This window comes from Nocardioides sp. P5_E3, from assembly GCF_054049275.1.
This window is the reverse complement of record NZ_JBFUMR010000009.1, coordinates 1-26,682: the sequence shown is the minus strand read 5'-3', so window position 1 is coordinate 26,682 and position 26,682 is coordinate 1. Positions and strand designations below refer to the sequence as shown.

Sequence of the window (26,682 nt, the reverse complement as noted above, 5' to 3'; positions counted from 1 at the left end):
GAAATGGCCTAGCGTGCTGGTCCGTGCGAGCGTTCCGACGATTCACCGTCCGTCCTGTCCTCCCCGAGCCCTTGGGGGCGCTGGCTGCCCTGGCCGGCAACCTGCGCTGGTCCTGGCACCCACCCACCCAGGACGTGTTCTCCTCGATCGACGCCGAGCTCTGGCGCCAGGTCAAAGGCGACCCGGTGCGCTTCCTCGGTGCCGTGGGCCGCGAACGGCTCGACGAGCTGGTCGAGGACGGCGACTTCCGCGCGCGCCTCGGCGCCGCGCACGCCGACCTGCAGCGCTACCTCACCGAGGACCGGTGGTACGCCCGCAAGGCCGGCGACGACGCCCCGCGCGCCATCGCGTACTTCTCGTCCGAGTTCGGCATCACCTCGGTGCTGCCGCAGTACTCCGGCGGCCTCGGCATCCTGGCCGGCGACCATCTCAAGGCGTCCTCGGACCTCGGCATCCCGCTGGTGGGCGTGGGCCTGTTCTACCGCCACGGCTACTTCAAGCAGGCGCTCGACCGCGACGGCTGGCAGCAGGAGAGCTACCCCGTCCTCGACCCCGACGAGCTGCCGCTGACCGTGCTGCGCGAGGCCGACGGCAGCCGGGCGACCGTCTCCATCGCCCTCCCCGACGGCCCCGACCTGGTGGCCCGGATCCTCGTCGCCCACGTCGGTCGCGTGCCGCTGCTGCTCCTCGACACCGACGTCGAGGAGAACAGCGCCCACTACCGCGACGTGACCGACCGGCTCTACGGCGGCAACTCCGAGCACCGGCTGCGCCAGGAGCTGCTCCTCGGTGTGGGCGGCGTACGCGCCCTGCGGGTGTGGTCGCGCATCACCGGTGCCCCGGCGCCGGAGGTCTTCCACGCCAACGAGGGCCACGCGGGCTTCCTCGGCATCGAGCGCATCCGTGAGCTCACGGTCGACGAGGCCGGGCCGCACGTGGACTTCGACACCGCGCTCGAGGTCACCCGCGCCGGCACGGTGTTCACCACGCACACGCCGGTGCCCGCGGGCATCGACCGTTTCCCGCGTGAGCTCGTCTCCCAGTATTTCGGCGGCAACTCACCGACGCCGGGTGTCCCGGTCGACCGGATCCTCGCGCTCGGCGCCGAGGACTACGACGGTGGCGAGGCCGGCGTCTTCAACATGGCGGTGATGGGGTTCCGCCTCGCCCAGCGCGCCAACGGCGTCTCCGAGCTGCACGGCCACGTGTCGCGCGGCATGTTCAACGGCCTGTGGCCGGCGTTCGACGAGGCCGAGGTGCCGATCACGTCGATCACCAACGGCGTCCACGGCCCGACCTGGATCGCGCGCGAGGTCATCGAGCTCGCCGCCAGCCGCGGCGGTGACATCGACGGTGACGACACCGACGCCCTGTGGCCGCTCGTCGACCAGATCAGCGACCGCGAGATCTGGGACCTCAAGCGCACGCTGCGCACCCGCTTCGTCGACGACGCCCGCGACCGGATGCGCCGCTCGGCGACCAAGCGGGGCTACGCCGCTGCCGAGACGACGTGGATCGACAACGCGCTCGACCCCAACGTGCTGACCATCGGCTTCGCGCGGCGCGTGCCGACGTACAAGCGCCTCACGCTGATGCTGCGCGACCCCGCCCGCCTCAAGAAGCTGCTGCTCGACCCGGAGCGGCCCATCCAGCTGGTCATCGCCGGCAAGGCCCACCCGGCTGACGAGACCGGCAAGCGGCTCATCCAGGAGATGGTGCGCTTCGCCGACGACCCGGAGGTCCGGCACCGCATCGCGTTCCTGCCCAACTACGACATCGCGATGGCGCAGCCGCTCTACCCCGGCTGCGACGTCTGGCTCAACAACCCGTTGCGCCCCTACGAGGCGTGCGGCACCTCCGGCATGAAGGCGGCGCTCAACGGCGGCCTGAACCTCTCGATCCTGGACGGCTGGTGGGACGAGTGGTACGACGGCAACAACGGCTGGGCGATCCCGTCGGCCGACGGCATCGACGACCCTGACCGGCGTGACGACCTCGAGGCCAACGCGCTCTACGACCTGCTCGAGGGCGAGGTCGTGCCGCGCTTCTACGAGACCAACGACGAGGGCGTGCCCCCGCGCTGGCTGGAGATGGTCCGCCACACGCTGAAGTCGCTCGGCCCCAAGGTGCTCGCCACCCGCCAGGTCCGCGACTACGTCCGGGAGCTGTACGCCCCGGCCGCGCACACCGCGCGCACGCTCAACTCCGACTACGTCGGCGCCCGCGCCCTGTCGGGCTGGAAGCACGACGTCCGCGCCGCGTGGCCGGGCGTCCGCGTCGAGCACGTCGACTCCGAGGGCGTGGGCGACCAGGCCGTCGTGGGCGCGACGCTCGCCGTCCGCGCCTGGGTGGCGCTCGGCTCGCTCTCGGCCGACGACGTCGAGGTGCAGGTCGTCCACGGGCGGATCGGCTCCGACGACGTCCTCACCGCGACCTCGGCGACCCCGATGCTGGTGGGGGAGTCCTACGACGGCAACCGCCACCGCTTCGACGCCGCCGTGCCGCTCGCGGTGTCCGGCCCGTTCGGCTACACGGTCCGCGTCGTCCCGCGCAACGAGTCGCTGGCCTCCGTCGCCGAGCTCGGTCTGGTGGCCGAGCCGGCCTGACCGTCAGGCGGCCGAGCTCGTCGCGAGCGGGTTCGGTCGCCGGCACCGACAGGAGTCGCTGCACGGCAGGTAGGTGTGCGCGGCGTGGCCGCACCCCGGGCACGGCAGGTCGTGGCTGAGGTGGGTCCTGCTGGTCTGGACGGTGTCCCACATGGTGAGTCTCCTTTCGGTGCTGGTCGGGTCGTGTGTCCCTCCAGCGTGCGCCTCCCCGTGCCCACTTCGCATCCGGGTTATTACGTACGTCGGCGGCGGGCCACCGGTAAAGGCGTTGCCGGGTGCGGCGGTCGCGAGGACGATCGCTCCATGCCCTCGACCGCTCCGCCCGGCATCCTCGAGCCCTTCCTCGCGGCTGCGGACGCCGCCGCCTCGTCGCGACCCGACGTGGACGCGGAGACCGCCCGCGAGCTGATGGCGGAGGCGGCGGGCATGCTGCACGACAGCCTCGCCCTGGACCACCTCGACGAGCACGACCTGCCGCAGGTCGTCGCTGCCCTCGCCGCCGACCTCACGGCCGTCGACCCGGGCGCAGCCGTGCGTGCCCGCGCGGCCGCGGTGGCCGCGGACGACCCGGCCCTCCACGACCCCGACGGCGTGCGCGGGACGTACCTCGTTGCCGTGCAGGTGCTCGGGCTCTGACCGGAGACACGCAGACCGAACCCAGGACGAAGCGGCGGGGCTGAGCGTGGTCGGGACGTCGAGCGGCAGGTTCGGTCCGCGTGTCTACGGGCGCGGTCAGCGCAGGCCGGCCCGTGGATCGGACCGATCAGCCGAAGGTCAGCCAGAGCCCGACGGCGGTCGGGACGACGGCGAGCAGCAGCCAGGGGGAGACGATGCTCTTGCCGTGGATCGCGCGGCCGACGGCGACGGCGAAGGCACCGAAGATGCCGGCGATGACGTTGAGGCCGATCTTGGACGACGTGGGGGAGTCGTCCAGCATCACGGCTGCGACGACGAGGCCGACGACGAGGTGCAGGATCGTGGTGACGGCCAGCGTCGACATCACCCAGCGCTGCACGCGGGCGAGGTCACGGGCGTCCTTCTCGGGGTCCTGGACGATCCGGCGCGGGGCGTCGAGGTCGAGCAGGTGACCGCGACCCTTCTCCGTACGTCGAGCGGGAACGCTGCCGGCCATGCGAGCCTCTCTCACGAATCGTTTGCTGTGACAACGATTGCTAGGCTAACGGAATGTCCGCGCCCCGCCGAATCGACGACCTCGACGATCCTCTCGCCCTCGAGCGTCAGGTCTGCTTCGCCCTCGCGGTCGCGTCCCGCACGGTCATCTCGGTCTACCGGCCGGTGCTCGAGCCGATGGGGCTCACCCACCCGCAGTACCTCGTGATGCTGGCGCTGTGGGGCGGGGAGCCGTTGTCCGTGACCGAGCTCAGCCGGCGGCTCGAGCTCGACCCGGCCACGCTCTCGCGGCTGCTCCGGCGGCTCGAGGCGGCCGGCCTGGTGCGGCGGGACCGCAACCCCGCGGACGAGCGCAGCCTCGCGGTGGCCCTGACCGGCCGGGGCCGCGACCTGCGGACGCAGGCGCTCGAGGTGCCCGGCACGATCCTCCAGCGGCTGGGCATGGAGCTCGACGAGCTGCTGGACCTCCGCGACCGCCTCACCGAGGTCATCGGGGCGGCGAAGGCGGCGACGGAGTCGACCTCGGAGGCACGAACGGAGGCACGGCCCGCCTGAGCGGGTGCAGACTGCGCACGTGCGATCAAGTGCGCGGCCCGGCCGCGGACGAGGGTGGTGGCCATGACGACAGCGGCCGACACCTTCGCCGAGTTCCTCGCCACCCTGGCCGAGACCCTCGACCTGGGCGGCGACGAACGTACCCGTCGGCTCCACCTCTCCCGCTTCCACCTCGCCCGCGTCGTGTCGGCGGCGGGCGGTGAGCCGCCGGAGCGGATGCGCCGGAGGCTGCTGCTGGAGCGCGCGGCGTACCGCCTGCTGACGTGCGACGAGCAGGTGGTCGACCTCGCGTTCGAGGCCGGCTACGGCTCGCACGAGGCGTTCACCCGGGCGTTCGCGCGGGAGTACGGCACCGCGCCGAGCCGCTGGCGTCAGCACCCCACCCGCACCCAGATCGAGGGTCCGAGCGGCGTGCACTTCCACCCGCCCGGCAGCCTGCGGCTGCCGACCTCCCGAAAGGTGACCCCGATGGACCTCATGACGCGCATGATCGAGCACCACGTCTGGCTGACCGGCGAGATGATCGACCGGGCGACCCGGCTCACCGACGAGCAGCTCGACGCCCCGATCGAGGTGCCCATCGGCACCATCGACGACGACATGACCATCCGCTCCGTGCTCGGCCGGCTCGTCGGGCAGCTGGCCCAGTGGAACGCCGCCGTCGACCAGCGGTCCTACGACTGGGACCAGGAGCGCGGCAAGTCGCTCAGCACGCTGCGGCGCGAGCTCGCCGAGGAGGGCCCTGCCTTCCTCGAGCAGGTGCGTACGACGATCGAGGAGGGCCGCCTCGACGACACCTTCGTCGACGTCACCTGCGAGTCGCCGCGGGTCTTCACCTACGGCGGGATGGTGGCGCACGTGCTCACCTTCGCCGCCGTACGACGCCTCGTCGTGCTGGGTGCCTTCGAGACCCTCGGCATCACCGACCTCGACGCCGGTGACCCGATGGAGTGGGTGGGCGCCCCGGCCTGAGCCCGGGCGCGATCAGGTCTGGCGCAGCACCAGCACCGAGCGCGCCTGCAGCTCCATCGTCCCTCCCGCGACCACCGGGGTGCCGACGGCGAGGTCGGCGTTGGTCGACAGGACGACCTCGCCGTGGTGGACCCACTGGTTGGCCGGCAGCACCAGCTCGACGTCGTCGACGCCGGAGTTGAGCCAGATCATGAACGACCGGTCGCGCACCTGCTCGCCGTGCGGGCCGGGGGAGCGCAGGGGAGCGCCGTTGAGGAACATGCCGATCGTGCGGATGCTGTCGTCGTTCCAGTCGTCGACGGTCATCTCGTGGCCGCCCGGGTGCACCCAGACGAGGTCCTTGATGCCGCCCTTGATCGTCGGCCGCCCGGCGAACCAGTGCCGCTGCCGCAGCACCGGGTGCTCGCGACGCAGCCGCAGCGCGGTCTTGGTGATCTCGTAGAGGTCGAGCCACGCGTCGTCGGGGCGCCAGTCGATCCACGAGGTCTCGTTGTCCTGGCCGTAGGCGTTGTTGTTGCCACCCTGCGTGCGTCCGCGCTCGTCGCCGGCCGTGAGCATCGGGACGCCGCTGGAGAAGCACAGCGTCGCCATCAGGTTGGCCGCCTGGCGACGACGCAGCGCGATGATCTCCGGGTCGTCGGTCTCGCCCTCGACACCGCAGTTCCACGACCGGTTGTTGTCGGTGCCGTCGCGGTTGTCCTCGCCGTTGGCGTCGTTGTGCTTGTCGTTGTAGGACACGAGGTCGCGCAGCGTGAAGCCGTCGTGGGCGGTGACGAAGTTGATCGAGGCGTAGGGCGAGCGGCCGTCGTCGGCGTAGAGGTCGCTCGACCCGGACAGCCGGGTCGCGACGGTCCGGACGCCGCCGGAGTGCCCGCGCCAGAAGTCGCGGACCGTGTCGCGGAACTGGTCGTTCCACTCGACCCACGGCGGTGGGAACTCCCCGACCCGGTATCCGTCCATCGACGCGTCCCACGGCTCGGCGACCAGCTTCACGTGCCGGAGCACGGGGTCCTGACCGATCGCGGTGAGCAGGTGCGAGCCCATGTCGACGACCTGCTCGGTGCGGGTCAGCGCGCTCATCAGGTCGAAGCGGAAGCCGTCGACGTGCATCTCGGTGACCCAGTAGCGCAGCGAGTCGAGGATCATCCGCAGGCTCTGCGTGTGGGTGGCGTCGACGGTGTTGCCGCAACCGGTGACGTCCCAGTAGCGCACCGGCTCGGGATCCTGGCCGGGCTTCGCCGGCGGCGGCACCACGCGCTGGTAGTAGCCCCGGTCGTCGAGGCCGCGGAAGCTGAGCGTCGGCCCGCGGGGGCCCGACTCGGCGGTGTGGTTGTAGACCACGTCGAGGATGACCTCGAGCCCGGCGAGGTGGAAGTCCTTGACCATCTGCTTGAACTCGGTGACCTGCTGGCCGCGGTCGCCCGCGGCGGAGTACGCGTTGTGCGGGGCGAAGTAGCACAGCGAGTTGTAGCCCCAGTAGTTGACCAGGCCCCGCTCGGCCAGGGCCGGCTCGGAGAAGAACTGGTGCACGGGCAGCAGCTCCACCGCCGTCACGCCGAGGTCCTTGAGGTAGTTGGTCACGGCCGGCGCTGCCAGTCCGGCGTACGTGCCCCGGAGCTCCTCGGGCACCCGGTCGTGGAGTGCGGTCATGCCCTTGACGTGCATCTCGTAGATCACGGTGTCGCGCCAGCGGCGGTGCGGCGAGGTGTCCGGGCCCCACTGGAAGTCGTCGTGGACGACGACGCTGCGGGGGACGTAGGGCGCCGAGTCGAGGTCGCTGCGGGTCTTGGGGTCGTCCTTCACGTAGCCGAAGATGGCCTTGTCGACGACGAGGTCGCCGGACACGGCCCGGCCGTAGGGGTCGAGCAGCAGCTTGGCGGGGTTGAACCGCAGTCCGGCCCCGGGGTCCCACGGCCCGTCGGCGCGATAGCCGTAGCGCGCGCCGCGCGCCACGCCCGGCAGCGCTCCGTGCCACACACCCAGCGAGAGCTCGGTCAGCCGGTGGCGCGTCTCGACGCCGTCCTCGTCGAAGAGGCACACCCACATCGCTCGTGCCTCGGGGGCGTACACCGCGAAGTTGGTCGACTCCCGGGACCACGTCGCGCCCAAGGGGTGGTTGCGACCCGGCCAGACCGCCATGGTCTCGCCGTCGTGGTTCCAGACAGTGCTCGTCTCGGGGGGCGGTGTCACGCGAGCCATTGTGGTGGCACAGTCCCGGCACGGCACAATGCGCCTCGCACCGCGCCCCACCACGACGCCACCCACGACGCCGTCCCACCGCGACAAGGAGCCACCATGGAGTTCGTCTCGATCGACGTGACCGACGGGGTCGCGGTCCTGCGGCTGGACCGGCCGAAGATGAACGCGATCAGCGTCCAGGTCCAGGCCGACCTCCGGGAGGCCGCCGCCGAGCTGACCGACCGCGACGACGTGCGTTCCGTGGTGATCTGGGGCGGCGAGCGCGTCTTCGCCGCAGGCAACGACGTGAAGGAGATGGCCGACCTGAGCTACTCCGACATGGTCAAGGTCTCTGCCTCGGTGAGCTCGGCCACGACCGCGATCGCGCGGATCCCCAAGCCGGTCGTCGCCGCGGTCAACGGCTACGCCCTGGGCGGCGGCTGCGAGCTCGCCCTCGCCGCCGACCTGCGCTTCGCCGCCGAGGACGCCGTCCTCGGCCAGCCCGAGGTGCTGCTCGGCATCATCCCCGGGGCCGGCGGCACGCAGCGCCTGGCCCGGCTGGTCGGCACGTCGCGGGCCAAGGACATCATCTTCACCGGCCGTTTCGTCCAGGCCGACGAGGCGCTGCGGATCGGGATGGTCGACCGGGTGGTCCCGGCGGACAAGGTGCTCGAGGAGTCGGTGGCGTACGCCGCCCAGTTCAGCGGCGCTGCCGCGCTGGCCGTCCGGGCCGCCAAGGAGTGCATCGACCGGGGCAGCGAGGTCGACCTCGACACCGGCCTGGAGATCGAGCGCCAGCAGTTCGCCGCAGTCTTTGCGACCGAGGACCGTACCCGCGGCATCACCTCGTTCGTTGAGAACGGACCGGGCAAGGCAACCTTCGTGGGCCGCTGAGCGGCCCCGGACCGAGAGGAAGACCACCACGTGGCAACGAAGATCCGAGCGACGCTCGCCCAGCTGGTGTGGCTGGCGTGCGCGCTCGCGGCGCTGGTGCTCGCAGCGGGGGCGCTGCTGATCGCGCTGGACGCCAACAGGTCCAACGAGCTCGTCGACGCGGTCCTCACGGCCGCCTCGTGGGCGGACCTCGACGTGTTCTCCCGCCGGGACGGGATCAAGCAGTTCCGCGGCGAGGGCGCCGAGGTCAAGAACGCACTCTTCAACTGGGGTCTCGCCGCCATCGCCTGGCTGGTGGCCGGTCGCGTGCTCTACCGCGTCATCAAGCCCTGACGCCGGGCCGGGCGCCCGCTGACCGTGACAGCGTCACTGTGAGCGACCGCACCCGGAACGCCATTCCGGTCGACCCTGACCGACCAGTAACCTCATAGCCACATCCGAGTGCACAGGAGGGGCCGCGAGGCCACACCACCATGAACATTGTTGTCTGTGTGAAGTACGTGCCGGACGCGACGGCCGACCGCAAGTTCGAGGACGACTTCACTGTCGACCGCGTTGGCGTCGACGGCCTGCTGTCCGAGCTCGACGAGTACGCCGTGGAGCAGGCGCTCCAGTTCCGGGAGAAGCGTGAGGGTGAGGAGATCACCGTCACCGCGCTGACCGTGGGTCCGGAGAAGGCGGTCGACGCGGTGCGCAAGTCGCTGCAGATGGGTGCCGACTCCGGCGTCCACGTCGTCGACGACGCCATCGCCGGCTCCGACTACCTCGGCACCTCCCTGGTGCTCGCCAAGGCGGTCGAGAAGATCAAGGCCGACGCTGGCGCCGACCTGGTGATCTGCGGGATGGCGTCCACCGACGCCTCGGGCTCGGTCGTCCCGGCGATGCTGGCCGAGCGCCTCGGCATGCCGCAGGTGACCCTGGCCTCCGTCGTGGAGTCGCAGGGCGACCAGATCCGGATCAAGCGTGACAACGAGGGCTCGACCGAGGTCATCGGCGCGACCCTGCCGATCGTGCTGTCGGTGACCGACCAGTCGGGCGAGGCCCGCTACCCGTCGTTCAAGGGCATCATGGCGGCGAAGAAGAAGCCGCTCGAGACGTGGTCGCTGAGCGACCTGGGCCTCGACGCCGACCAGGTCGGCCTGCCGGTGGCCTACTCGCAGGTCGAGGACACCACCGCCCGCCCGCCGCGCACCGCCGGCGAGATCGTCACCGACGAGGACGGCTCGGGCGCCGGTGCGCTGGTCGAGTTCCTCGCGTCCAAGAAGTTCATCTGAGGAGCTTGTCGACATGTCTGAGGTTCTTGTTGTAGTCGACCACGCCGACGGCGAGGTCAAGAAGCCCACCTACGAGCTGCTCACGATCGCCCGCCGTCTCGGCGAGCCGTCCGCGGTGTTCTTCGGCTCGCCCGAGCAGGGCGATGCCGTGGCCGAGAAGGTCAAGAAGTACGGCGCCGCGAAGGTCTACGTCGTCGACGACGCCCAGATCAAGGGCTACCTCGTCGCGCCGAAGGCCGAGGCACTGCAGCAGCTGGCCGAGAAGAGCTCGCCGGCCGCGATCCTGCTGCCCTCGACGTTCGAGAACAAGGAGGTTGCCGGTCGCCTGGCGATCAAGCTGGGCTCGGGCCTGATCACGGACGCCGTCGACGTCGCCGACGGTGGTGTGACCACGCAGAGCGTGTTCGCCGGCAACTACACCGTCCAGGCCAAGGTCACCCAGGGCACGCCGATCATCACGGTCAAGCCCAACTCGGCCGCCCCCGAGGAGGCCGACGGCGCCGGCGCGGTGGAGGCGTTCGCCGCGACGATCTCCGACGTCGCCAAGACCGCGCAGGTCGTGGCCACCCAGCCGCGCCAGTCGACCGGTCGCCCCGAGCTCACCGAGGCCGCGATCGTGGTCTCCGGTGGTCGTGGCACCGGCGGCAACTTCGAGCCCGTCGAGGGCTTCGCCGACTCCCTCGGCGCGGCCGTGGGCGCCTCGCGTGCCGCGGTCGACTCGGGCTGGATGCCGCACGCGTTCCAGGTCGGCCAGACCGGCAAGACGGTCTCGCCGCAGCTCTACGTCGCCAACGGCATCTCGGGTGCGATCCAGCACCGCGCGGGGATGCAGACCTCGAAGACGATCGTCGCGGTCAACAAGGACCCCGAGGCCCCGATCTTCGAGCTCGTCGACTTCGGCGTGGTCGGCGACCTGCACTCCGTGCTCCCCGCCGCGACCGAGCAGATCACCGCTCGCAAGGGCTGACCCGCACGTCGTACGACGAACGCCCCCGGCCCACCGGCCGGGGGCGTTCGTGCGTCCGTCGTCAGGTCACCAGCGGCGGAGCCGCACCGTCCACCCGCTGCGGCGACGCACCACCTCGACGGTCTGGCCGTGGTCCATGCGCGTGCTGCCCATCTCGAAGCGGGTGGGCCGGTCCCAGGACTGCTCGACCGACGTGCACCGACCGGGGGTCGGCGCCCTGGACCGCGCGAGCCGATCGGTCCCGTCCGCCGAGAGGTGACTCAAGCGCACCGGCCACCTCCGTGAGTGCTGTCCCGCGACGAGCAGGACGGCCTCGTCCGGGCCGGCCGGCACGGCGACGTCGCACCGCCCGGTGGTGCCATGCGGCAGGGTGACGACGCCGTGCCGGCCGGCAGAGATGACGTGGGTGCTGGCGGGGCCCGGCACGGCGACGTACCGGCCGTCCCGGGACTGCCCGAGCACGCGCGGACCCATCCGCAGCGCCTGCCAGGCGAGACCGTCGCGGGTGGTGAGCGCGACGTTGCTGCCCCCGCACCTCACGACCGCGACGAGGACCGCGAGGGGCTGGTCGGTCCCGTTGCTGCCCCAGCGACAACGGCTGCGTGACGTGAGCACCGTGGTCGGAGGACTCCACACCTGGGCGACCGGGTCGTACACCTGGGCACGCACCTGCCGGCCCCGGCGGGAGCCGAGGGCGACGAGCGGGGCGCCGGGGGCCGTGAAGTACTGGGTGTACAGGCGCCCCTCATGGACGACGAGGCCGGGGGCGGAGGAGGGAGCGACCCGGGTGACGGCCCACGGGGACGTGGCGTCGGGACGGGAGATGACGGCGACGGAGGCGGGGGAGCCGAACTCCCCGAAGACGGCGTTGTTCGCGTCGACGTTGGCGAAGTTGCGGTCCTGGCAGGCATCGTCGATCTCGACGTCCTGGCGCGTCGGCGCGGCGTCACCCGTGCGGGTCAGGACGACCATCCCACACCGCCGGCGGGTCACGTTGGCGCCGTAGAGGTACGAGACCTGGGCGTCGTCGGTGATGGTGGCGGTGGCGGTGTACTCCCGGCCGGGCGTGTCCAGGTCGTGGGCCGCGAACCCGGCCGCGGTGCGGGTGACGTAGCCGCCGGTTTGCAACCAGACGGCGTTGGCGCCGCTGGGGGAGATGCCGGGCTCGTCGTACGCCTCGCCCTCCAGCGCGTACGACGACCAGGTGACCGCGTCGGGCGACCAGAGCGCCTGCGAACCGACCGGCGCCTGGTCCTCCGCGTAGCCGTAGAAGTCGCACTGCACCATCGCGGCGACCGCGCCGCCCGACGTGCGGGCGTCCACGTCGCCGCAGAACAGGTTCTTGCGGTGCAGCACCTCCAGGCGGGGACCCCAGGCGCCGGTGGCGGCGTCGCGACGCCGGGACCACACCGTCCGGTAGTCCGCCGCCGCCCACAGGCGCAGGAGGTCGCCGTCGGCCAGCGTGAGCTCCACGCCGCCCTCGATCTCCCTCGGCAGGTCCGCGACCCCGGGTGCGCCCGGCGCGGACGCCGGCGCCGGTGGCGGTGCGGCGCCCGAGGTCGAGCCGGTCAGGACTGCCGCTGTCGTCGCCAGTGCGACGATCACCCCCGTGATGCGAGACATGACGTCACCCTAGGCTCGCCCGCCCTACGCTGGACAGCATGAGCAGCGAGGAGGCAGTGCGCGACGTCGCCGGTCGCGCCCGGACGGCCAGCCACGAGCTGGCCACGGCCACGCGGGCGACCAAGGACGCCGCGCTGCGGGCCATGGCCGACGCGCTGGTCGCCTCGTCGACGGCGATCCTGGCGGCCAACGCCGAGGACGTCGCCCGGGCTGAAGCCGCAGGCACGCCTGCCAACATCGTCGACCGCCTGCGGCTCGACGGGTCCCGCCTCGAGGCGATGGCGCAGGGCCTGCGCGACGTCGCCGGCCTGCCCGACCCCGTCGGGGAGGTGCTGCGCGGCAGCACGCTGGCCAACGGGCTCGAGCTGCGGCAGGTGCGGGTGCCGTTCGGCGTGGTCGGGATGATCTACGAGGCGCGCCCCAACGTCACCGCGGACGCCGCCGGGATCTGCCTGAAGTCCGGGAACGCCGTCCTGCTGCGCGGCTCCTCCAGCGCCCGGTCGAGCAACGCCGCGATCGTCGAGGCGATGCGCGGGGCGGTGGCGCGCAGCGGCCTGCCGGAGGACGTCGTACAGCTCGTGCCGGGGGACACCCACGACAGCGTCAAGGCGCTGATGCGGGCCCGTGGCCTCGTCGACGTGCTCATCCCGCGCGGGGGAGCGGGGCTGATCCGCAGCGTGGTCGAGGAGTCGACCGTGCCGGTCATCGAGACCGGCGTCGGCAACTGCCACGTCTACGTCGACGCCTCGGCCGACCTCGAGCAGGCGCTCGCGATCGTGCTCAACTCGAAGACCCACCGCACCAGCGTCTGCAACGCCGCCGAGTCGCTCCTCGTGCACGAGGACGTCGCCGACGAGTTCCTCCCCACCGTGGTCGAGGCGCTGCAGGCGTCCGGGGTGCTCATCCACGGTGACAGCGCGTTCGCTGAGTACGACGACGTGGTGCCCGTGACCGACGAGGACCACGCCGCCGAGTTCCTCGGCCTGGAGATCTCCGCCGCCGTCGTCGCCGACGTCGAGGGCGCGATCGCCCACATCCGCCGCTGGTCGTCCGGGCACACCGAGGCGATCCTGGCCCGTGACCAGACGACCATCCGGCGCTTCGTCGCCGCCGTGGACTCCGCGGCCGTGATGGTCAACGCCTCCACCCGCTTCACCGACGGCGGCGAGTTCGGCTTCGGCGCCGAGATCGGCATCTCCACCCAGAAGCTCCACGCGCGCGGCCCGATGGGGCTGCCGGAGATGACGTCGAGCAAGTACGTCGTGGTCGGCGAGGGCCACGTCAGGTGACCGTGCAGCGGTGCCGGTAGGGTGAGCGCCATGCTGAGCACCGTCATCACGCTGGCCGCCGAGGCCGAGAGCGAGCCTGCCGTCCACCCCTACGTCGTGGGCGCCATCGCGCTGGGGCTGCTGCTCGTCCTCCTGCTGGCCGTGGTCTCCTTCGGTGGCGGGCGCGAGCACAGCTGATCCGGTGACCGGTCCTGTGGGGCAGCGTCGCGTCGGGGTGATGGGTGGCACCTTCGACCCCATCCACCACGGCCACCTCGTGGCCGCGTCCGAGGTGCAGGCCTGGTTCGACCTCGACGAGGTCATCTTCGTGCCCACCGGCGACCCGTGGCAGAAGAGCGACCGCCACGTCACGACGGCCGAGCACCGCTACCTGATGACCGTGGTCGCCACCGCCGCCAACCCGCGCTTCAACGTCTCCCGGGTCGACATCGACCGCGAGGGCAAGACGTACACGATCGACACGCTGCGCGACCTCAAGGCCGAGATGCCCGACGCCGAGCTGTTCTTCATCACCGGCGCCGACGCGCTCGCCGACATCTTCACCTGGCGTGACGCCGACGAGCTGTTCGAGCTCGCCAACTTCGTCGGCGTCACCCGGCCGGGCTACGAGATGGACCCGTCGGCGCTCGCCAAGATCCCCTCCGACCGCGTGACGATGGTCGAGATCCCGGCCCTCGCGATCTCCTCCACCGACTGTCGCGAGCGCAAGCGTCGTGGCGAGCCCGTCTGGTACCTCGTGCCCGACGGTGTCGTGCAGTACATCGCGAAGCACGACCTCTACACGGCCGCCGGCGCCAACGCCGGCCACCCGACCAGCACCACCCACCGCACCAGCTCCAGCACAAGCAAGGACTCCGCATGACTGCCACCGACCACGCCCTCGAGCTCGTCGCCGTCGCGGCCCAGGCCGCGCACGACAAGAAGGCCGACCAGGTGCTGGCCTTCGACGTCAGCGACCAGCTCGCCATCACCGACGCCTTCGTGCTGGCCAGCTCCAACAACGAGCGTGCCGTTGGCGCGATCGTCGACGAGGTGGAGGAGAAGCTCCGCGAGGTGGGCGCCAAGCCGATCCGCCGCGAGGGTCACAAGGAGGGGCGCTGGGTGCTCCTCGACTACGGCGAGATCGTGATCCACGTGCAGCACGAGGAGGAGCGGTCCTTCTACGCCCTCGAGCGACTCTGGAGCGACTGCCCGCTCATCCCGCTGACCCTCACGTGAGGCGCCTCGTCCTGCTCCGGCACGGCCGCACGGAGTGGAACGACACCGGGCGCGCGCAGGGCCACGCCGACGTACCCCTCGACGAGACCGGTGAGGCGCAGGCCAAGGCGGTCGCTCCCGTCCTCGCCGCGCTGTCACCGGTGGGGGTGTGGTCCTCCGACCTCGCCCGCGCCGCCGGCACGGCCGCCGCGCTCGCCGCGGAGACCGGTCTCGAGCCGGTCCTCGACCCACGCCTGCGCGAGTTCGACATCGGGCCGCACCGCGTCGGGCTCACCGACGAGCAGTACGCCGCCGCCCATCCCGGGGAGCACGCGGCGCTCGTGGCCGGTGACGTCGCGGCCATCCCGGGGCGCGAGACGCCCGACGACGTGGTGGCGCGCTTCCTGCCCGCCCTGACGTCGTACGCCGACGGGCTGGGGGAGGGCGACACCGGGGTCGTCGTGTCGCACGGCGCCGCCCTGCGCGTGGTCGTGGCTGCCTTCCTCGGCTGGGGCGACGACGTCGCTGAGTCCCTCGGGGTGCTGAGCAACTGCGGCTGGGTCGAGCTCGAGCACTMGACCTCCGCGTGGACCGGAGGGGTGGAACGGTGGCGGCTCGCGGCTTGGAACCGCGTCGTGTGACCGAGCGCGCCCGCGAGGTCGACGTGGCGCTCAGCCGCCAGCTCGCGAGGGTGATGGACGACGCCGTCACCGTGCCCGGCACTCGCTTCGGGCTCGGCCTCGACGCGGTGATCGGCCTCGTGCCCGGCATCGGCGACGCGGTCGGCAGCGCCCTGTCCAGCGTCATCGTCCGCGACGCGATCCGGGCGCGGGTGCCGATGACGGTGCTGGCGTGGATGGGGCTCAACCTGGTCGTCGACGCGCTGCTGGGGCTGGTCCCGGGGGTCGGCGACGTCCTCGACGTCGCCCACCGGGCCAACCGCAAGAACCTCCGCCTGCTCCTCCGCGAGGTCGAGCGCCAGCCTCTCCGAGAGCCGCCGAGCACGGCGTACGTCGTCGGCGCGGTGGCTCTGATGGTCGTCCCGGTGCTCGCCGGGCTGGTCGTCGCAGCGCTCGGCATCTGGCTCCTCTGGCGCTGGCTGACCTGATCCCAGACCCCGATTTCACCTGCCGGTCGGGTGTCGGCTAATGTTCTCCGCGTTGTCCTTCCGGCTCCACGGAAGGACGATGTTGGGGCTGTGGCGCAGCTGGTAGCGCATCTGCATGGCATGCAGAGGGTCAGGGGTTCGAGTCCCCTCAGCTCCACCAACTCAGAAGGCCGGCGCGAGAGCGCCGGCCTTCTGTCATGGTGCGCCGGGCGCAGCTGGTAGCGGCTCCATCAATTCTKGGCGATGGCATGCAGAGGGTCAGGGGTTCGAGTCCCCTCAGCTCCACCAACGAGAAGGCCGGATCCGTCAGGGTCCGGCCTTCTTCCATTCCGCTTCCATTCCGCCGGGATCGAGGAGGGTGGCCTGCCCTCGGCGAGCCGAGGTTCCCCCATCAAGGCTCCGGTCCGCTGACCTCTCGTTCGCGCAGGCGGAGATTCGCCCGCCTTCCGGCGCTGTGGACGTGGATGTTCCGGCGGATCCGCGGGTTCCGTGCGAATCGGCGTTCGGGCGAACCCGGTGGCACCATGTGCTCATGACCGCGACGCACCTCACCACCAGCACCGCCACGGCCGCCCACATCGAGGCCACCGAGCGCTACGCCGCACACAACTACCACCCGCTGCCCGTGGTGCTCGCCGAGGGCGACGGCGCCTGGGTCATCGACGTCGACGGCAATCGCTACCTCGACTGCCTCGCGGGCTACTCGGCGCTCAACTTCGGCCACTCCAACGAGCGTCTCGTCGCGGTCGCGCGCGAGCAGCTGGGCAGGCTGACGCTGACCAGCCGCGCGTTCTTCAACGACAAGCTCAGCGGCTTCGCCGAGGCCCTGTGCCGGCTGACCGGCAAGGACATGATCCTGCCGATGAACTCCGGCGCCGAGGCCGTCGAGACCGCCATCAAGGTCAGCCGCAAGTGGGGCTACGAGGTCAAGGGCGTCCCGGCGGGGCAGGCCACCATCATCACGATGGAGGGCAACTTCCACGGCCGCACCACGACGATCGTGAGCTTCTCCGACGACGAGGTCGCCACCTCGGGCTACGCGCCGTTCACCACCGGCTTCCGCGGCGTGAAGTACGGCGACATCGAGGCCATCGCGTCGGCCATCGACGAGACCACCGTGGCCGTCCTGTTCGAGCCGATCCAGGGCGAGGGCGGCGTGGTCATGCCTCCCGAGGGCTTCCTGCGCGACCTCCGCGAGCTCTGCACCGAGCGCAACGTGCTGATGGTCGCCGACGAGATCCAGTCCGGCCTGGCGCGCTCGGGGAAGACGTTCGCCTGCGACCACGAGGACGTCGTCCCCGACATCTACATCATGGGCAAGGCGCTCGGCGGCGGCATCTACCCGGTCTCCGCGATCGCGGCCGACCACGAGGTCATGGACGTCATCACGCCCGGCTCCCACGGCTCGACCTTCGGCGGCAACCCGCTCGCCGCCGCCATCGGCACCGAGGTCGTCACGATGCTGGAGGAGGGCACCTTCCAGGCCCGCTCGGCCGAGATCGGCGCCCAGCTCGAGGCCGGCTTCGGCCAGCTCATCGGCAAGGGCCTCTCCGACGTCCGCGTCCGCGGCGCGTGGGCCGGCATCGACATCGACCCGACCCTCATGTCGGGCCGTCAGATGTCGGAGGCCCTGATGGCGCGCGGCATCCTCGCCAAGGACACCCACGGCTCCACCGTCCGCTTCGCCCCGCCGCTGGTCGCCAGCGACGAGGACATCGCCGGCCTGGTCGCCGCCGTGACGGAGATCCTCACCGGCGCCTGAGCCGCGAAACCCGCTGGACGGGGCTCCTAGCCTGTCAGGCATGGGAGCACGCTTCGACCACCTCGTCGTTGCCGTCGAGGACCTCGACGAGGCGGCGGCGCGGTGGCGTGCCGCCGGCATCCCCGCCGAGCGCGGGGGAGCGCACCCCGTCGGCACCGAGAACGTGCTCGTGCGCGGACCTGCACCCGCCTACGTCGAGCTGATCGCGGCCGGGTCGGAGGAGTCCAACCCGTGGCTCGACCGCATCCGGTCGGCGCGCGGTCCGATCTCGTGGGCCGTGGCGGTCGACGACCTCGACGAGGCGCGTACCGCGTTGGAGGCGGCCGGGTTCGAGCCCGACCCGCCTGTGCCCGGGTCGCGCCGCACCCCCGACGGCGAGCTGCTCGAGTGGCGGGTCTGCGACGTCGGCCCGGGGCCGTACGACGGCTCGCTGCCGTTCCTGATCGAGTGGACGACGCCGATGGCGCCCGGCCCCGCTGACGGCCCGGTCCTCGAGTGGATCTCGCTCGTGCCGCCCGACCCCGACCGGGTCGCGGCCCTGCTGCTGGCGCTCGGCTTCACCGGCGACCGCCACTTCCCGCGCCGCGCCTTCTTCGAGCGGGACGCGGTCTCGATCACGCTGCTCCCGCTCGGGGAGCCGGAGCACGCCGGCGAGGCGGCCTGGGTGTCCTTCGGGACCGACAGCGAGCTGCAACCGGCCTCCATCGTCCTGGCGACGCCACACGGCATGCCTGCCACGCTCGTCCTCGACCGGGTGGAGGTCGCGACCCGCCCGGACCGGCGCCGGTTCCCCGAGAGGGCGTTGCTGCCCGCCGTGGACGAGGCGTTCGCGCGCCTGCGTGGCGACCTCGCCGACTGGCCAGACCCGCACCCCGGCGGGCGTCCGGCCGGGGAGGAGGAGTACTCCCGGGTGACCGAACCGGAGCGCTACCGGCTGCTCGCCGCGCGTTCGGACGCCTGGGTCGAGGCCATCGTCGCGGCCGGGCTGGGCGAGGCCGAGCAGGTCGATCCCGGCTCCGTCACGTGGGCGGCAGCCCAGCACCTGTCCCCGAGCCGCACCACCGTCGTGCGCGGGCGCCCGGGCACGCAACCGGTGGTGGTGGCGCTGCTGCAGGACGAGACCTTCGTCCAGGTCGGGGTCGGCGACCCTGTCGAGGTGCTCGACCTCCAGCCCGACTGCGGCTGCGACGCCTGCGACACCGGGTCGGCCGACCTGCTCGACACCATCGACGATGCCTTCGTCCTCGCCCTGGGTGGCGGCGTCCTCGTCGTCCGCGACGGCGACCGCGTGGTGCAGCGGGCGCTCGACGGGTGGTCGAGCAGCGGCGTGCCCGACGCCGAGCGCTGGCTGGACGACGCCGCGGCGGGACGGCGTACGGACGGGGTCGTCGAGGGCGAGCCCTGGCTCAGCTGAGCCGGTCGACCACCCCGGACAGACCGGCCGCCCGTGCGGCCTCCACCGGCGTCGTGGCCTCCAACGGTGACCGGAGGGTGGGGGAGGCCCCACGGTCGAGGAGCAGCAGCGCGACCTCCGCGCGGCCCTCCTCGATGGCGGCGACCAGGGCGGTGGACTGCAGCTCCGGGTGCACGAAGTCGACGTCGACCCCTGCATCGAGGTGGTGCCGGACCAGCTCGACGTCCCCCGCGCAGGCCGCGGCGAAGAACGCCTTGTAGTCCCCGTGGGACATCAGGCGATGGTGAGTCCGCCGTCGACCGGGATCATCTGCCCGGTGACGTAGCCGGCGGCGTCGGAGGCCAGCCAGACGGCGGTCGCCGCCAGCTCGCGGGGGTCGCCCTTGCGGCCGGCCGGCACCCGCGTCATCACCTGGTCGAGGTAGCCGTCGGGGTAGGTGGCGGTCATCTCCGAGGAGAAGAAGCCGGGTGCGAGCGCGTTGACGCGGATCCCCTTGCGGCCCATCCACTGCTGGGCGAGGTCGCGGGTGAGACCGCCGAGCCCGGCCTTGGAGGCGGAGTACGCCGCCTGCGGCAGGCCGCCGGTGGTGAGGCCGAGGATCGAGGAGATGTTGATGATGCTCGATCCGGGCTGCATCACCCGGCCGCACGCCTGGGCCATCCAGTAGCAGCCGTTGAGGTTGACGTCGATGACCGAGCGGAACTGCTCGGGCGTCTCGCGCGTGGCGGGGACGGCGGTGCCGATGCCGGCGTTGTTGACCAGCACGTCGACGCGGCCGAACTTGGCGACCGCCTCGTCCACGAGCTGCTGGCACTGCTCGGGGTCGGCCACGTCGGTCGCGACGGTGTGCACGCGGCGGCCGGTGGAGCGCACGGAGTCAGCGACCCGCTCGAGCTTGTCCACACGACGCGCACCCAGCACCACGTCGGCGCCGGCCTCGGCGAAGCAGTGGGCGAACGCGACGCCCAGCCCGCTCGAGGCGCCGGTGACGATGACGACCTTGCCGTCGAGGCGGAAGAGATCCATGACGCTCATGCTCGCTGACCCTAGGACGTGCCGGTCGTCACCTCGGCCACGGGGGTCGTCGCCGGTGCGCGCGGCAGGTCGCGCACGGACCGCGAGCAGAGCACCAGGGCGCAGATCGCCGCGTAGGCGATGCCGGAGACGACCAGCACCTCCTCGAAACCGAACGCCGCAGCCAGCGGCCCGAAGGCGAGCTGGCCGACCGGCAGCGCGACGAACGAGCCGAGCGCGTCGTAGGAGTAGGCGCGCGAGAGCATGCCGTCCTCGATGTTCTCCTGCATCGCGAGGTTCCAGCCCATGCCGAAGACCTCCGTCCCGACGCCGGCGAGGAAGGCCGCGACGACGAGCGCGACCAGGTGGGGGGAGGTCCCGAGCAGCAGCACGGGCAGTGCGAAGAGGGACATGCCCAGCATGCCGAGCAGCAGCGGTCGCTCCAGGCGTACCCGCAGCAGGATCACCGTCATGACCAGCAGGCCCGCGGCCTCGGCGGACAGGACGAAGCCCCATCCCTGGCGGCCGATCGTGTCGTCCGCGATGGCCGGACCGAGGGTGAACCAGGCGCCCGCGTGGATGAAGTTGAGGGCCCCGAACCCCACGACCACCCGCCACAGCCACGGGGTGGCCCAGAAGAACGTCCACCCCTCGCGCAGCTCGCGGATGGTGTCCGCCGACTCTGCGCCGGGCTCCTTCGGGGGGAGCGTCACGGGCAGCAGGAGGACGGCCGAGAGCAGCCAGGCGGCGGCGTCGACGGCGAGCGCCCAGCCGGAGCCGACGGTCACCACGAGCAGGGCGCCGATGGTGGGGCCGAGCACCATCATCCCGTTGCGGGTGAGGGAGACCAGGGCGTTGGCCGGCTGCAGCTCCGAGCGCGCGACGAGCTGCGGGAGCACGCTCGCCATGGCAGGGAAGGCGACGCCGGAGACGGCCCCCTGGACGACGGAGAGCACGACCAGCATCCAGATCTCGGCGTGCCCGGACAGCACCAGCACGGCGATCGCACCCTGGCTCACGGCCGAGCCGACGTTGGACACCTGCAGCACCAGGGTGCGGGGCAGGCGGTCGGCGATCACGCCGCCGTAGAGCAGGAGCGCGACCATCGGGATGGTGCGTGCGGCGAGGACCTGGCCGAGCGCGATGGGGGAGTCGGTGATGTCGAGCACCGCGAAGGCCAGCGCGATGCTGGCCATCATGTTGCCCAGCGTGTTGACGAAGCGCGAGGCGAAGTACCACGCGAAGTTGCGGTTGCGCAGCGGGGCGACGGCCTCGGCCCAGGTCATCGGCCCGACTCCTGACCCGCGTCGCGGCGCGGCACCCAGCGGGCGGCGTCGCCCTCGAGGCCACCGGTCATCGTGAAGGCGGTGGTGGTGGCGCTGACGTGCACGGTCTCCGCGGTGCCGGCGGGCCGGGCCTCGGCGTGGAGGAGGTGGGAGGCCTCGTGCATCAGGTCGAGGGCACGGCGCCACACCTCGACCGGCACCCATGCCTCGAGGTCGCTCGACGATCCCGACCCGGGGCCCGCGTCGAGCAGCCGTCGCTCCACCTCGAGCGCGGTGGCCCGGGCGTAGGCGATCCGGTCGTCGACGGGGCTGGAGCGGTCGGCGACCTCGCGCGTGGCGTCGTACCGGTAGCGCTTGGCCACACCGCCGCGGATCTTCTCCTCGCTCTCGACCACGAGCTCGCCGGCGTCGTGGAGCAGGCGCAGGTGGTACGACGCGTTGGCGTGGGTGATCTCCAGGGTGCGGGCCACCTCGGCCGCGCTCATCGCCTCGGCGGTCAGCAGCGACAGGATGCGCAGCCGCACCGGGTGCGCCGTCGCCCGCAGCCGCGCCACCGCGTCGTGGTCCGTCTCGTCCATCCCACCCTCCAAGAGTTCTTGGGGAGTAGCGTGCCCGACGCCGGTGACGACTGTCAAACACTTCTTGGACGGTGGGGTGCGCGAGACCACCCGCGATCGACCCTGACCTCACCCTGACTCGACCCCGGAACGGGATGATTCCGGCTCGCCGGCGTGCTTGGCTTGTCATCGACAAGGAACGGGCACCCGGCCCGCCGAGGAGTGAGTGAGATGTCCGACCAGTACCCCAGCCCGTACGACCAGTCCGGTCCGGGCGGCCAGCAGCAGGGCGGCTACGGCCAGCAGCCGCAGCCCACCTACCGCGGCACGCCCGCCACCATGTCGGCCCAGGAGGAGCGCACCTGGGGCGCGATCAGCCACGCCGGTGCCGTGGTCGCGATGATCTGCTCGGCCGGCTTCCTCGGGTTCCTGGCCTCCATCGCGGTCTACGTCGTCCACAAGGACCGCGGCCCGTTCGTCCGCTCGCACGCCGCGAACTCGATCAACGTCCAGATCTCGATGTTCATCTGGCTCGTCGTCGCCGCGGTCCTCTACGTGGTCCTGGGCATCGTCACGCTGGGCATCGGCTTCGTCGTCTTCCTGCCGGTCTTCCTCGTGCCGCTGGTCGTCGCCGGCATCCTGCACGTGATCGGCGCGGTGAAGGCCTACAACGGCGAGTGGTGGAACCCGCCGATGACGCCTCAGTTCGTCAGGTGACGCTCACCTGAGCTCGCGCAGGACCTCGTCCTGCCACGCGAACGCTGCCCGGGTCCGGACCGCCAGGTCCGGCCCGGGCAGCACTGCTTCCACCCGGTCCGCCATCCCGGCAGGCAGGTCGGTGCGCAGGTGGCGCAGGTCAGCGGCCATGGGAGCGAGTATGATGTCTGCATGCAGAAGCAGCTCCTCCTTCGACAGCCGCGCTGATCGCGTCCCACACCCACCGGACCGACCACGCGGCCACCCCTCCATGCGAGGGGTTTTTTCATGCCCCGACCCCAGCACCACCCGCACCTGCAGAGGACACGCCATGAGCAGCCCGGAAACGGCAGACACCGCAGCCCACGACGCTGAGCGCGCGACGTACGACATCGCCGCCACGGAGACGAAGTGGCAGCGTGTCTGGGGGGAGCTCGACCCGTTCCGGGCCGACGACGACAGCCCGCGGGAGAAGCGCTACGCGCTGACGATGTTCCCGTACCCGAGCGGTGACCTGCACATGGGCCACGCCGAGGTGTTCGCGCTGCACGACGTGGTGGCGCGCTACTGGTGGCAGCGCGGCTACGAGGTGCTGAACCCGATGGGCTTCGACTCCTTCGGCCTGCCCGCGGAGAACGCCGCGATCCGCCACGACGAGCACCCGGACACCTACACGCGGGCCAACATCGCCAAGTCGATCGAGTCGTGCCGCAGGTACGCCGCGTCCTTCGACTGGTCGCGCACGTTCAACACCAGCGACCCGGAGTACTACCGCTGGACGCAGTGGCTGTTCCTGGAGCTGTTCAAGCGGGGTCTGGCCTACCGCAAGAACAGCCCGGTCAACTGGTGCCCCAACGACCAGACCGTGCTGGCCAACGAGCAGGTCGTCGGCGGCGTCTGCGACCGCTGTGGCGCCGAGGTGACCAAGAAGAACCTGACCCAGTGGTACTTCAAGATCACCGACTACGCCCAGGAGCTGCTGGACGGCCTGGACGAGCTGGCGGACACCTGGCCCGACCGCGTGGTCACGGCGCAGCGCAACTGGATCGGCCGCTCGGAGGGCGCGCACGTCACGTTCGCGCTGCACACCGCCGCAGGTGAGCGCGACATCGAGGTCTACACCACCCGTCCCGACACGCTGTTCGGCGCGACGTTCATGGTGGTGGCGGCCGACGCGGCGCTGGCGGCGGAGATCGTGCACCCCGACCGCGCGCAGGCGCTGGAGGACTACCTGGTCGAGGTCCGCAAGGCCTCCGACATCGACCGGCTGGCGACCGACCGGCCCAAGACGGGCGTCGACCTGGGCATCACGGCCACCAACCCGGTCTCGGGCGAGGAGATCCCGGTCTGGGCGAGCGACTACGTGCTGGCCGACTACGGCACCGGCGCGATCATGGCCGTGCCCGCCCACGACCAGCGCGACCTGGACTTCGCGCGAGCGATGGGGCTGCCGGTGCGCCGCGTCATCGACGTGCCCGGGGAGGACAACCCCGAGGAGAGCGGCGTCGCGACGTCCGGCGACGGGGCGTACGTCAACTCCGGCGACCTGGACGGGCTGGGCGACAAGGCATCCGGCATCCGCACGATCGTCGAGCGGCTGGAGGCCGACGGGCGCGGCTCCGGGGCGGTCAACTTCCGCCTGCGCGACTGGCTGATCAGCCGGCAGCGCTACTGGGGACCGCCGATCCCGATCATCCACTGCCCGGTGGACGGCGAGGTCCCGGTCCCGGAGGACCAGCTGCCGGTGACCCTGCCGATGCTGAAGGGCGCCGACCTGAAGCCCAGGGGCACCTCGCCGCTGGGCGGCGCGACCGAGTGGGTCAACGTGGCCTGCCCGACGTGCGGCGGCCCGGCGATGCGGGACACCGACACCATGGACACCTTCGTGGACTCGTCCTGGTACATGTTCCGCTACTGCTCGCCCCACGAGACCGACCGGGCGTTCGACAGCGCCAAGGTCAACGCGTGGATGCCGGCGAACCTGTACGTCGGTGGTGTCGAGCACGCGGTGCTGCACCTGCTGTACGGCCGTTTCTTCACCAAGGTCCTGAACGACATGGGCCTGGTCGACTTCCGCGAGCCGTGGTCGGCGCAGCTGAACCAGGGCTTCGTGATCAACCAGGGCAAGAAGATGAGCAAGTCGCTGGGCAACGGCGTCGACCTGGGGGACCAGCTCGGTGCCTTCGGCGTGGACGCGGTGCGCCTGACGCTGGTCTTCGCGGGACCGCCCGAGGACGACATCGACTGGGCCAACATGTCGCCGGACGGTTCGCTGCGGTTCCTGCAGCGGGCCTGGCGGCTGTCGGGCGACGTCACCTCGGAGCCCGGGGTGGACGTGTCGGGCGGCGACCTGGCGCTGCGGCGTACGACGGCGCGGACGGTGCACGACGCCGCCGAGCTGGTCGAGGGCTACCGCTTCAACGTGATGGTCGCCCGGGTGATGGAGCTGGTCAACGCGACCCGCAAGGCCATCGACTCCGGCTGCGGCCCCGCCGACCCCGCGGTGCGCGAGGCGACCGAGGCGGTGGCGATCCTGCTGTCCCTGGTCGCGCCCTACACGGCCGAGGAGATGTGGGAGCGGATGGGCAACAACCCCGACCACGCGGTCACGGTCGTCCACGCCGGGTGGCCGGCCGTCGACGAGGCGCTGCTGGTCGAGGACACGGTCGTCGCGGTCGTGCAGGTCAAGGGCAAGGTCAAGGCGCGCCTGGAGGTGGCCCCGGACATCTCCGAGGCCGACCTGGAGGCCGCGGCCATGGCCGACGACGGCGTGCAGCGGGCGATCGACGGCGCGACCGTGCGCAAGGTGATCGTGCGCGCCCCCAAGCTGGTCAACATCGTCGTCTGACGTCCTGCCCCGACACGACTGACCAGTAGGGTCGCGCTATGCCTCGCGTGGTAGTGGTCACCGACTCGACCGCGAGCCTGCCCGCCGAGCTGGCGCAGGCACGTGACATCCGGGTCGTGCCGCTCCAGGTGGTGATCGGCGCCCGGGTGCTCGACGAGGGACCCGACGGTGCCACCCCCGACGTGGTCGCCGAGGCGCTGCGCGACTTCGTGCCGGTCAGCACCTCGCGTCCCGCGCCGGCCCTGTTCACCGACCTCTACCGCTCGCTCGAGGCCGACGGGGTCGAGGAGATCGTGTCGGTGCACCTGTCCGGCGAGATGAGCGGCACCTTCGAGTCCGCACAGATGGCCGCGCTCGAGGTCGAGCTGCCGGTGCACGTCGTGGACTCGGGGCAGGTCGGCATCGCGACCGGCTACGCAGCCCTCACCGCGGCCGACGTGCTGGACGCCGGCGGGACGGGGGAGGAGGCGGCGCTGGCGGCGCTCGCCCGGGGCCAGGCGGCCACCTCGCTGTTCTACGTCGACACGCTGGAGTACCTCCGCCGCGGCGGGCGCATCGGCGCTGCCGCTGCGATCCTCGGCAGCGCGCTGTCGGTGAAGCCCCTCCTCGAGATCGCCGAGGGCCGCGTCGCGCCGCGCGAGCGCGTGCGCACGGCATCACGGGCGCTGGCCCGGCTCGCCGAGCTCGCCGTCGAGGCAGCCGGCGACGAGCCGGTCGACGTCTGCGTGTCCCACCTGGCCAACGCCGGTCGTGCTGAGGAGCTCGCCGCCGCGCTGGCCGAGCGGCTCGCGGACGGGCTGGAGGGGCGCGAGGTGATGTGCGGTGAGCTCGGGGCCGTGCTCGGCGCCCACGTCGGGCCCGGCATGGTCGCGGTCTGCGTGTCCCCGCGTCCCTGACGCCCGCCTGTCCACAGATTGCAGATCGCCCCTGTCGAAGGGGGCTCGCGCGTTCCTAGCGTGGACGGCATGCGCCGATCCCAGTCGTCCTCCGAGCACGCCGAGGCGGTGTCGCGGCGGCTGGCGACGCTGAGCGCGGAGCTCGCCGCGGTGCGCGGTGAGCCGGACGACGCGGCCGACCCGGCCCACGGGCACACGCGCGTCCGCGAGCGCCCGGACCCGTTCCCCGCTCCTGTCTCGGCACCTGGTCCCGCGCCGGTCGTGCCGTCGGTCCCCGGCCGCCACGCGTCGCGCCGGCTGCGGGTCGGCGGGCTGCAGCTCGGCCCGGTGCACCTCGCCGTCGTCGCCGTGGTCGCGGCGCTCGCCGTCGGGCTCGCGGCGTGGTGGGCGGTGCGCGACCAGGCCCGCGCCGTGC

28 protein-coding genes and 1 tRNA gene are annotated in these 26,682 nt (G+C 71.9%); 21 read left to right on the top strand and 8 right to left on the bottom strand.

Features of this window, described 5'->3' with window-relative positions; genetic code table 11:
- Positions 1–23: 23 nt before the first annotated feature.
- Positions 24–2,606 (top strand): alpha-glucan family phosphorylase, encoded by a 2,583-nt coding sequence (glgP, locus tag ACXJKB_RS07365; protein WP_457186893.1) that lies wholly within the window; start codon positions 24–26, stop codon positions 2,604–2,606.
- A 303-nt stretch (positions 2,607–2,909) separates the two neighbouring features.
- Positions 2,910–3,242 carry a hypothetical protein gene (locus tag ACXJKB_RS07360; protein ID WP_457186891.1) on the top strand — a complete coding sequence of 111 codons (333 nt, stop codon included), beginning with the start codon at positions 2,910–2,912 and terminating at the stop codon, positions 3,240–3,242.
- 127 nt (positions 3,243–3,369) lie between these two features.
- On the opposite strand, the gene ACXJKB_RS07355 is transcribed toward ACXJKB_RS07360, so the two are convergent.
- Positions 3,370–3,738, bottom strand: a complete 369-nt coding sequence (locus tag ACXJKB_RS07355; RefSeq protein ID WP_457186889.1) for a hypothetical protein — start codon at positions 3,736–3,738, stop codon at positions 3,370–3,372.
- Positions 3,739–3,791: 53 nt separating this feature from the next.
- On the opposite strand from ACXJKB_RS07355, the gene ACXJKB_RS07350 reads away from it, so the two are divergent.
- Both ACXJKB_RS07350 and ACXJKB_RS07345 read left to right on the top strand, forming a co-directional pair.
- Entirely contained in the window at positions 3,792–4,292 is a 501-nt protein-coding gene (locus ACXJKB_RS07350) for a MarR family winged helix-turn-helix transcriptional regulator (protein ID WP_457186887.1), read from the top strand.
- A gap of 63 nt (positions 4,293–4,355) precedes the next feature.
- Positions 4,356–5,264 carry a helix-turn-helix domain-containing protein gene (locus ACXJKB_RS07345; protein ID WP_457186885.1) on the top strand — a complete coding sequence of 303 codons (909 nt, stop codon included), beginning with the start codon at positions 4,356–4,358 and terminating at the stop codon, positions 5,262–5,264.
- A 12-nt stretch (positions 5,265–5,276) separates the two neighbouring features.
- On the opposite strand, the gene glgX is transcribed toward ACXJKB_RS07345, so the two are convergent.
- Complete coding sequence (glgX, locus tag ACXJKB_RS07340; protein ID WP_457186883.1) at positions 5,277–7,454, bottom strand: glycogen debranching protein GlgX; 2,178 nt, start codon at positions 7,452–7,454, stop codon at positions 5,277–5,279.
- 105 nt (positions 7,455–7,559) lie between these two features.
- Between glgX and ACXJKB_RS07335 the strand changes: the two genes are divergently transcribed.
- The 4 genes from ACXJKB_RS07335 (at position 7,560) to ACXJKB_RS07320 (ending at position 10,577) form a co-directional block, all read left to right on the top strand.
- The gene (locus ACXJKB_RS07335; RefSeq protein WP_457186881.1) at positions 7,560–8,336 is read left to right on the top strand and encodes an enoyl-CoA hydratase/isomerase family protein; all 777 of its coding nucleotides are present in this window, start codon (positions 7,560–7,562) and stop codon (positions 8,334–8,336) included.
- Between the two features lie 30 nt (positions 8,337–8,366).
- The gene (locus tag ACXJKB_RS07330) at positions 8,367–8,669 is read left to right on the top strand and encodes a hypothetical protein (protein WP_457186879.1); all 303 of its coding nucleotides are present in this window, start codon (positions 8,367–8,369) and stop codon (positions 8,667–8,669) included.
- A 158-nt stretch (positions 8,670–8,827) separates the two neighbouring features.
- Positions 8,828–9,610 carry an electron transfer flavoprotein subunit beta/FixA family protein gene (locus ACXJKB_RS07325; protein ID WP_457186877.1) on the top strand — a complete coding sequence of 261 codons (783 nt, stop codon included), beginning with the start codon at positions 8,828–8,830 and terminating at the stop codon, positions 9,608–9,610.
- A gap of 13 nt (positions 9,611–9,623) precedes the next feature.
- Complete coding sequence (locus tag ACXJKB_RS07320; RefSeq protein WP_457186875.1) at positions 9,624–10,577, top strand: electron transfer flavoprotein subunit alpha/FixB family protein; 954 nt, start codon at positions 9,624–9,626, stop codon at positions 10,575–10,577.
- A gap of 66 nt (positions 10,578–10,643) precedes the next feature.
- On the opposite strand, the gene ACXJKB_RS07315 is transcribed toward ACXJKB_RS07320, so the two are convergent.
- Positions 10,644–12,200 (bottom strand): hypothetical protein, encoded by a 1,557-nt coding sequence (locus ACXJKB_RS07315; RefSeq protein ID WP_457186873.1) that lies wholly within the window; start codon positions 12,198–12,200, stop codon positions 10,644–10,646.
- A gap of 38 nt (positions 12,201–12,238) precedes the next feature.
- Here ACXJKB_RS07315 and ACXJKB_RS07310 point away from each other — a divergent pair, with 38 nt between their 5' ends.
- The 9 genes from ACXJKB_RS07310 (at position 12,239) to ACXJKB_RS07270 (ending at position 18,970) form a co-directional block, all read left to right on the top strand.
- Positions 12,239–13,489 carry a glutamate-5-semialdehyde dehydrogenase gene (locus ACXJKB_RS07310; RefSeq protein WP_457186871.1) on the top strand — a complete coding sequence of 417 codons (1,251 nt, stop codon included), beginning with the start codon at positions 12,239–12,241 and terminating at the stop codon, positions 13,487–13,489.
- A gap of 30 nt (positions 13,490–13,519) precedes the next feature.
- Positions 13,520–13,666, top strand: a complete 147-nt coding sequence (locus tag ACXJKB_RS07305) for a hypothetical protein (RefSeq protein ID WP_268110570.1) — start codon at positions 13,520–13,522, stop codon at positions 13,664–13,666.
- Between the two features lie 4 nt (positions 13,667–13,670).
- Positions 13,671–14,351 carry a nicotinate-nucleotide adenylyltransferase gene (gene nadD / locus ACXJKB_RS07300; RefSeq protein WP_457186869.1) on the top strand — a complete coding sequence of 227 codons (681 nt, stop codon included), beginning with the start codon at positions 13,671–13,673 and terminating at the stop codon, positions 14,349–14,351.
- Positions 14,348–14,707 (top strand): ribosome silencing factor, encoded by a 360-nt coding sequence (gene rsfS, locus ACXJKB_RS07295; protein ID WP_457186867.1) that lies wholly within the window; start codon positions 14,348–14,350, stop codon positions 14,705–14,707. Before nadD ends, rsfS begins: the two co-directional genes overlap by 4 nt.
- Complete coding sequence (locus ACXJKB_RS07290) at positions 14,704–15,327, top strand: histidine phosphatase family protein (RefSeq protein ID WP_457186865.1); 624 nt, start codon at positions 14,704–14,706, stop codon at positions 15,325–15,327. The genes rsfS and ACXJKB_RS07290 overlap by 4 nt, the downstream gene beginning before the upstream one ends.
- Complete coding sequence (locus ACXJKB_RS07285; protein ID WP_457186863.1) at positions 15,324–15,794, top strand: DUF4112 domain-containing protein; 471 nt, start codon at positions 15,324–15,326, stop codon at positions 15,792–15,794. Before ACXJKB_RS07290 ends, ACXJKB_RS07285 begins: the two co-directional genes overlap by 4 nt.
- 84 nt (positions 15,795–15,878) lie before the next feature.
- A tRNA-Ala gene (locus ACXJKB_RS07280) sits at positions 15,879–15,954 on the top strand.
- Between the two features lie 372 nt (positions 15,955–16,326).
- The gene (gene rocD / locus ACXJKB_RS07275) at positions 16,327–17,556 is read left to right on the top strand and encodes an ornithine--oxo-acid transaminase (protein WP_457186861.1); all 1,230 of its coding nucleotides are present in this window, start codon (positions 16,327–16,329) and stop codon (positions 17,554–17,556) included.
- Between the two features lie 40 nt (positions 17,557–17,596).
- Entirely contained in the window at positions 17,597–18,970 is a 1,374-nt protein-coding gene (locus ACXJKB_RS07270; protein ID WP_457186859.1) for a DUF6226 family protein, read from the top strand.
- Here ACXJKB_RS07270 and ACXJKB_RS07265 read toward each other — a convergent pair.
- The 4 genes from ACXJKB_RS07265 to ACXJKB_RS07250 are packed head-to-tail and all read right to left on the bottom strand — an operon-like array spanning position 18,963 to position 21,848.
- Positions 18,963–19,244, bottom strand: coding sequence for an ankyrin repeat domain-containing protein (locus ACXJKB_RS07265; protein WP_457186857.1), 282 nt, complete (start codon positions 19,242–19,244; stop codon positions 18,963–18,965). The genes ACXJKB_RS07270 and ACXJKB_RS07265 overlap by 8 nt on opposite strands.
- Positions 19,244–20,005 (bottom strand): SDR family NAD(P)-dependent oxidoreductase, encoded by a 762-nt coding sequence (locus ACXJKB_RS07260; RefSeq protein WP_457186855.1) that lies wholly within the window; start codon positions 20,003–20,005, stop codon positions 19,244–19,246. The genes ACXJKB_RS07265 and ACXJKB_RS07260 overlap by 1 nt, the downstream gene beginning before the upstream one ends.
- Positions 20,006–20,016: 11 nt before the next feature.
- Positions 20,017–21,270, bottom strand: coding sequence for an MFS transporter (locus ACXJKB_RS07255; RefSeq protein WP_457186853.1), 1,254 nt, complete (start codon positions 21,268–21,270; stop codon positions 20,017–20,019).
- Complete coding sequence (locus tag ACXJKB_RS07250) at positions 21,267–21,848, bottom strand: ArsR/SmtB family transcription factor (RefSeq protein WP_457186851.1); 582 nt, start codon at positions 21,846–21,848, stop codon at positions 21,267–21,269. The genes ACXJKB_RS07255 and ACXJKB_RS07250 overlap by 4 nt, the downstream gene beginning before the upstream one ends.
- A 210-nt stretch (positions 21,849–22,058) precedes the next feature.
- Here ACXJKB_RS07250 and ACXJKB_RS07245 point away from each other — a divergent pair, with 210 nt between their 5' ends.
- Positions 22,059–22,544: a DUF4870 domain-containing protein gene (locus ACXJKB_RS07245; protein ID WP_457186849.1), complete on the top strand. Its 486-nt coding sequence runs from the start codon at positions 22,059–22,061 to the stop codon at positions 22,542–22,544.
- Between the two features lie 3 nt (positions 22,545–22,547).
- On the opposite strand, the gene ACXJKB_RS07240 is transcribed toward ACXJKB_RS07245, so the two are convergent.
- Positions 22,548–22,694 (bottom strand): hypothetical protein, encoded by a 147-nt coding sequence (locus ACXJKB_RS07240; protein ID WP_457186847.1) that lies wholly within the window; start codon positions 22,692–22,694, stop codon positions 22,548–22,550.
- A 160-nt stretch (positions 22,695–22,854) separates the two neighbouring features.
- On the opposite strand from ACXJKB_RS07240, the gene leuS reads away from it, so the two are divergent.
- The 3 genes from leuS to ACXJKB_RS07225 all read left to right on the top strand — a co-directional run.
- Positions 22,855–25,371 (top strand): leucine--tRNA ligase, encoded by a 2,517-nt coding sequence (gene leuS, locus ACXJKB_RS07235; RefSeq protein WP_457186845.1) that lies wholly within the window; start codon positions 22,855–22,857, stop codon positions 25,369–25,371.
- Positions 25,372–25,409: 38 nt separating this feature from the next.
- A complete protein-coding gene (locus ACXJKB_RS07230) occupies positions 25,410–26,267 on the top strand; it encodes a DegV family protein (protein ID WP_457186843.1) in 858 nt (285 codons plus the stop codon).
- Between the two features lie 69 nt (positions 26,268–26,336).
- On the top strand, positions 26,337–26,682 hold a 346-nt coding region (locus ACXJKB_RS07225; protein ID WP_457186841.1), incomplete at its 3' end, for a hypothetical protein.

Coding starts and splice junctions, on each gene's coding strand:
- ACXJKB_RS07360 (WP_457186891.1), top strand. CDS start 2,910: ATGCCCTCGACCGCTCCGCCCGGCATCCTCGAGCCCTTCCTCGCGGCT.
- ACXJKB_RS07355 (WP_457186889.1), bottom strand. CDS start 3,738: ATGGCCGGCAGCGTTCCCGCTCGACGTACGGAGAAGGGTCGCGGTCAC.
- ACXJKB_RS07350 (WP_457186887.1), top strand. CDS start 3,792: ATGTCCGCGCCCCGCCGAATCGACGACCTCGACGATCCTCTCGCCCTC.
- ACXJKB_RS07345 (WP_457186885.1), top strand. CDS start 4,356: ATGACGACAGCGGCCGACACCTTCGCCGAGTTCCTCGCCACCCTGGCC.
- ACXJKB_RS07335 (WP_457186881.1), top strand. CDS start 7,560: ATGGAGTTCGTCTCGATCGACGTGACCGACGGGGTCGCGGTCCTGCGG.
- ACXJKB_RS07320 (WP_457186875.1), top strand. CDS start 9,624: ATGTCTGAGGTTCTTGTTGTAGTCGACCACGCCGACGGCGAGGTCAAG.
- ACXJKB_RS07315 (WP_457186873.1), bottom strand. CDS start 12,200: ATGTCTCGCATCACGGGGGTGATCGTCGCACTGGCGACGACAGCGGCA.
- ACXJKB_RS07310 (WP_457186871.1), top strand. CDS start 12,239: ATGAGCAGCGAGGAGGCAGTGCGCGACGTCGCCGGTCGCGCCCGGACG.
- ACXJKB_RS07305 (WP_268110570.1), top strand. CDS start 13,520: ATGCTGAGCACCGTCATCACGCTGGCCGCCGAGGCCGAGAGCGAGCCT.
- rsfS (WP_457186867.1), top strand. CDS start 14,348: ATGACTGCCACCGACCACGCCCTCGAGCTCGTCGCCGTCGCGGCCCAG.
- rocD (WP_457186861.1), top strand. CDS start 16,327: ATGACCGCGACGCACCTCACCACCAGCACCGCCACGGCCGCCCACATC.
- ACXJKB_RS07270 (WP_457186859.1), top strand. CDS start 17,597: ATGGGAGCACGCTTCGACCACCTCGTCGTTGCCGTCGAGGACCTCGAC.
- ACXJKB_RS07265 (WP_457186857.1), bottom strand. CDS start 19,244: ATGTCCCACGGGGACTACAAGGCGTTCTTCGCCGCGGCCTGCGCGGGG.
- ACXJKB_RS07260 (WP_457186855.1), bottom strand. CDS start 20,005: ATGAGCGTCATGGATCTCTTCCGCCTCGACGGCAAGGTCGTCATCGTC.
- ACXJKB_RS07255 (WP_457186853.1), bottom strand. CDS start 21,270: ATGACCTGGGCCGAGGCCGTCGCCCCGCTGCGCAACCGCAACTTCGCG.
- ACXJKB_RS07250 (WP_457186851.1), bottom strand. CDS start 21,848: ATGGACGAGACGGACCACGACGCGGTGGCGCGGCTGCGGGCGACGGCG.
- ACXJKB_RS07245 (WP_457186849.1), top strand. CDS start 22,059: ATGTCCGACCAGTACCCCAGCCCGTACGACCAGTCCGGTCCGGGCGGC.
- ACXJKB_RS07240 (WP_457186847.1), bottom strand. CDS start 22,694: ATGGCCGCTGACCTGCGCCACCTGCGCACCGACCTGCCTGCCGGGATG.
- leuS (WP_457186845.1), top strand. CDS start 22,855: ATGAGCAGCCCGGAAACGGCAGACACCGCAGCCCACGACGCTGAGCGC.
- ACXJKB_RS07230 (WP_457186843.1), top strand. CDS start 25,410: ATGCCTCGCGTGGTAGTGGTCACCGACTCGACCGCGAGCCTGCCCGCC.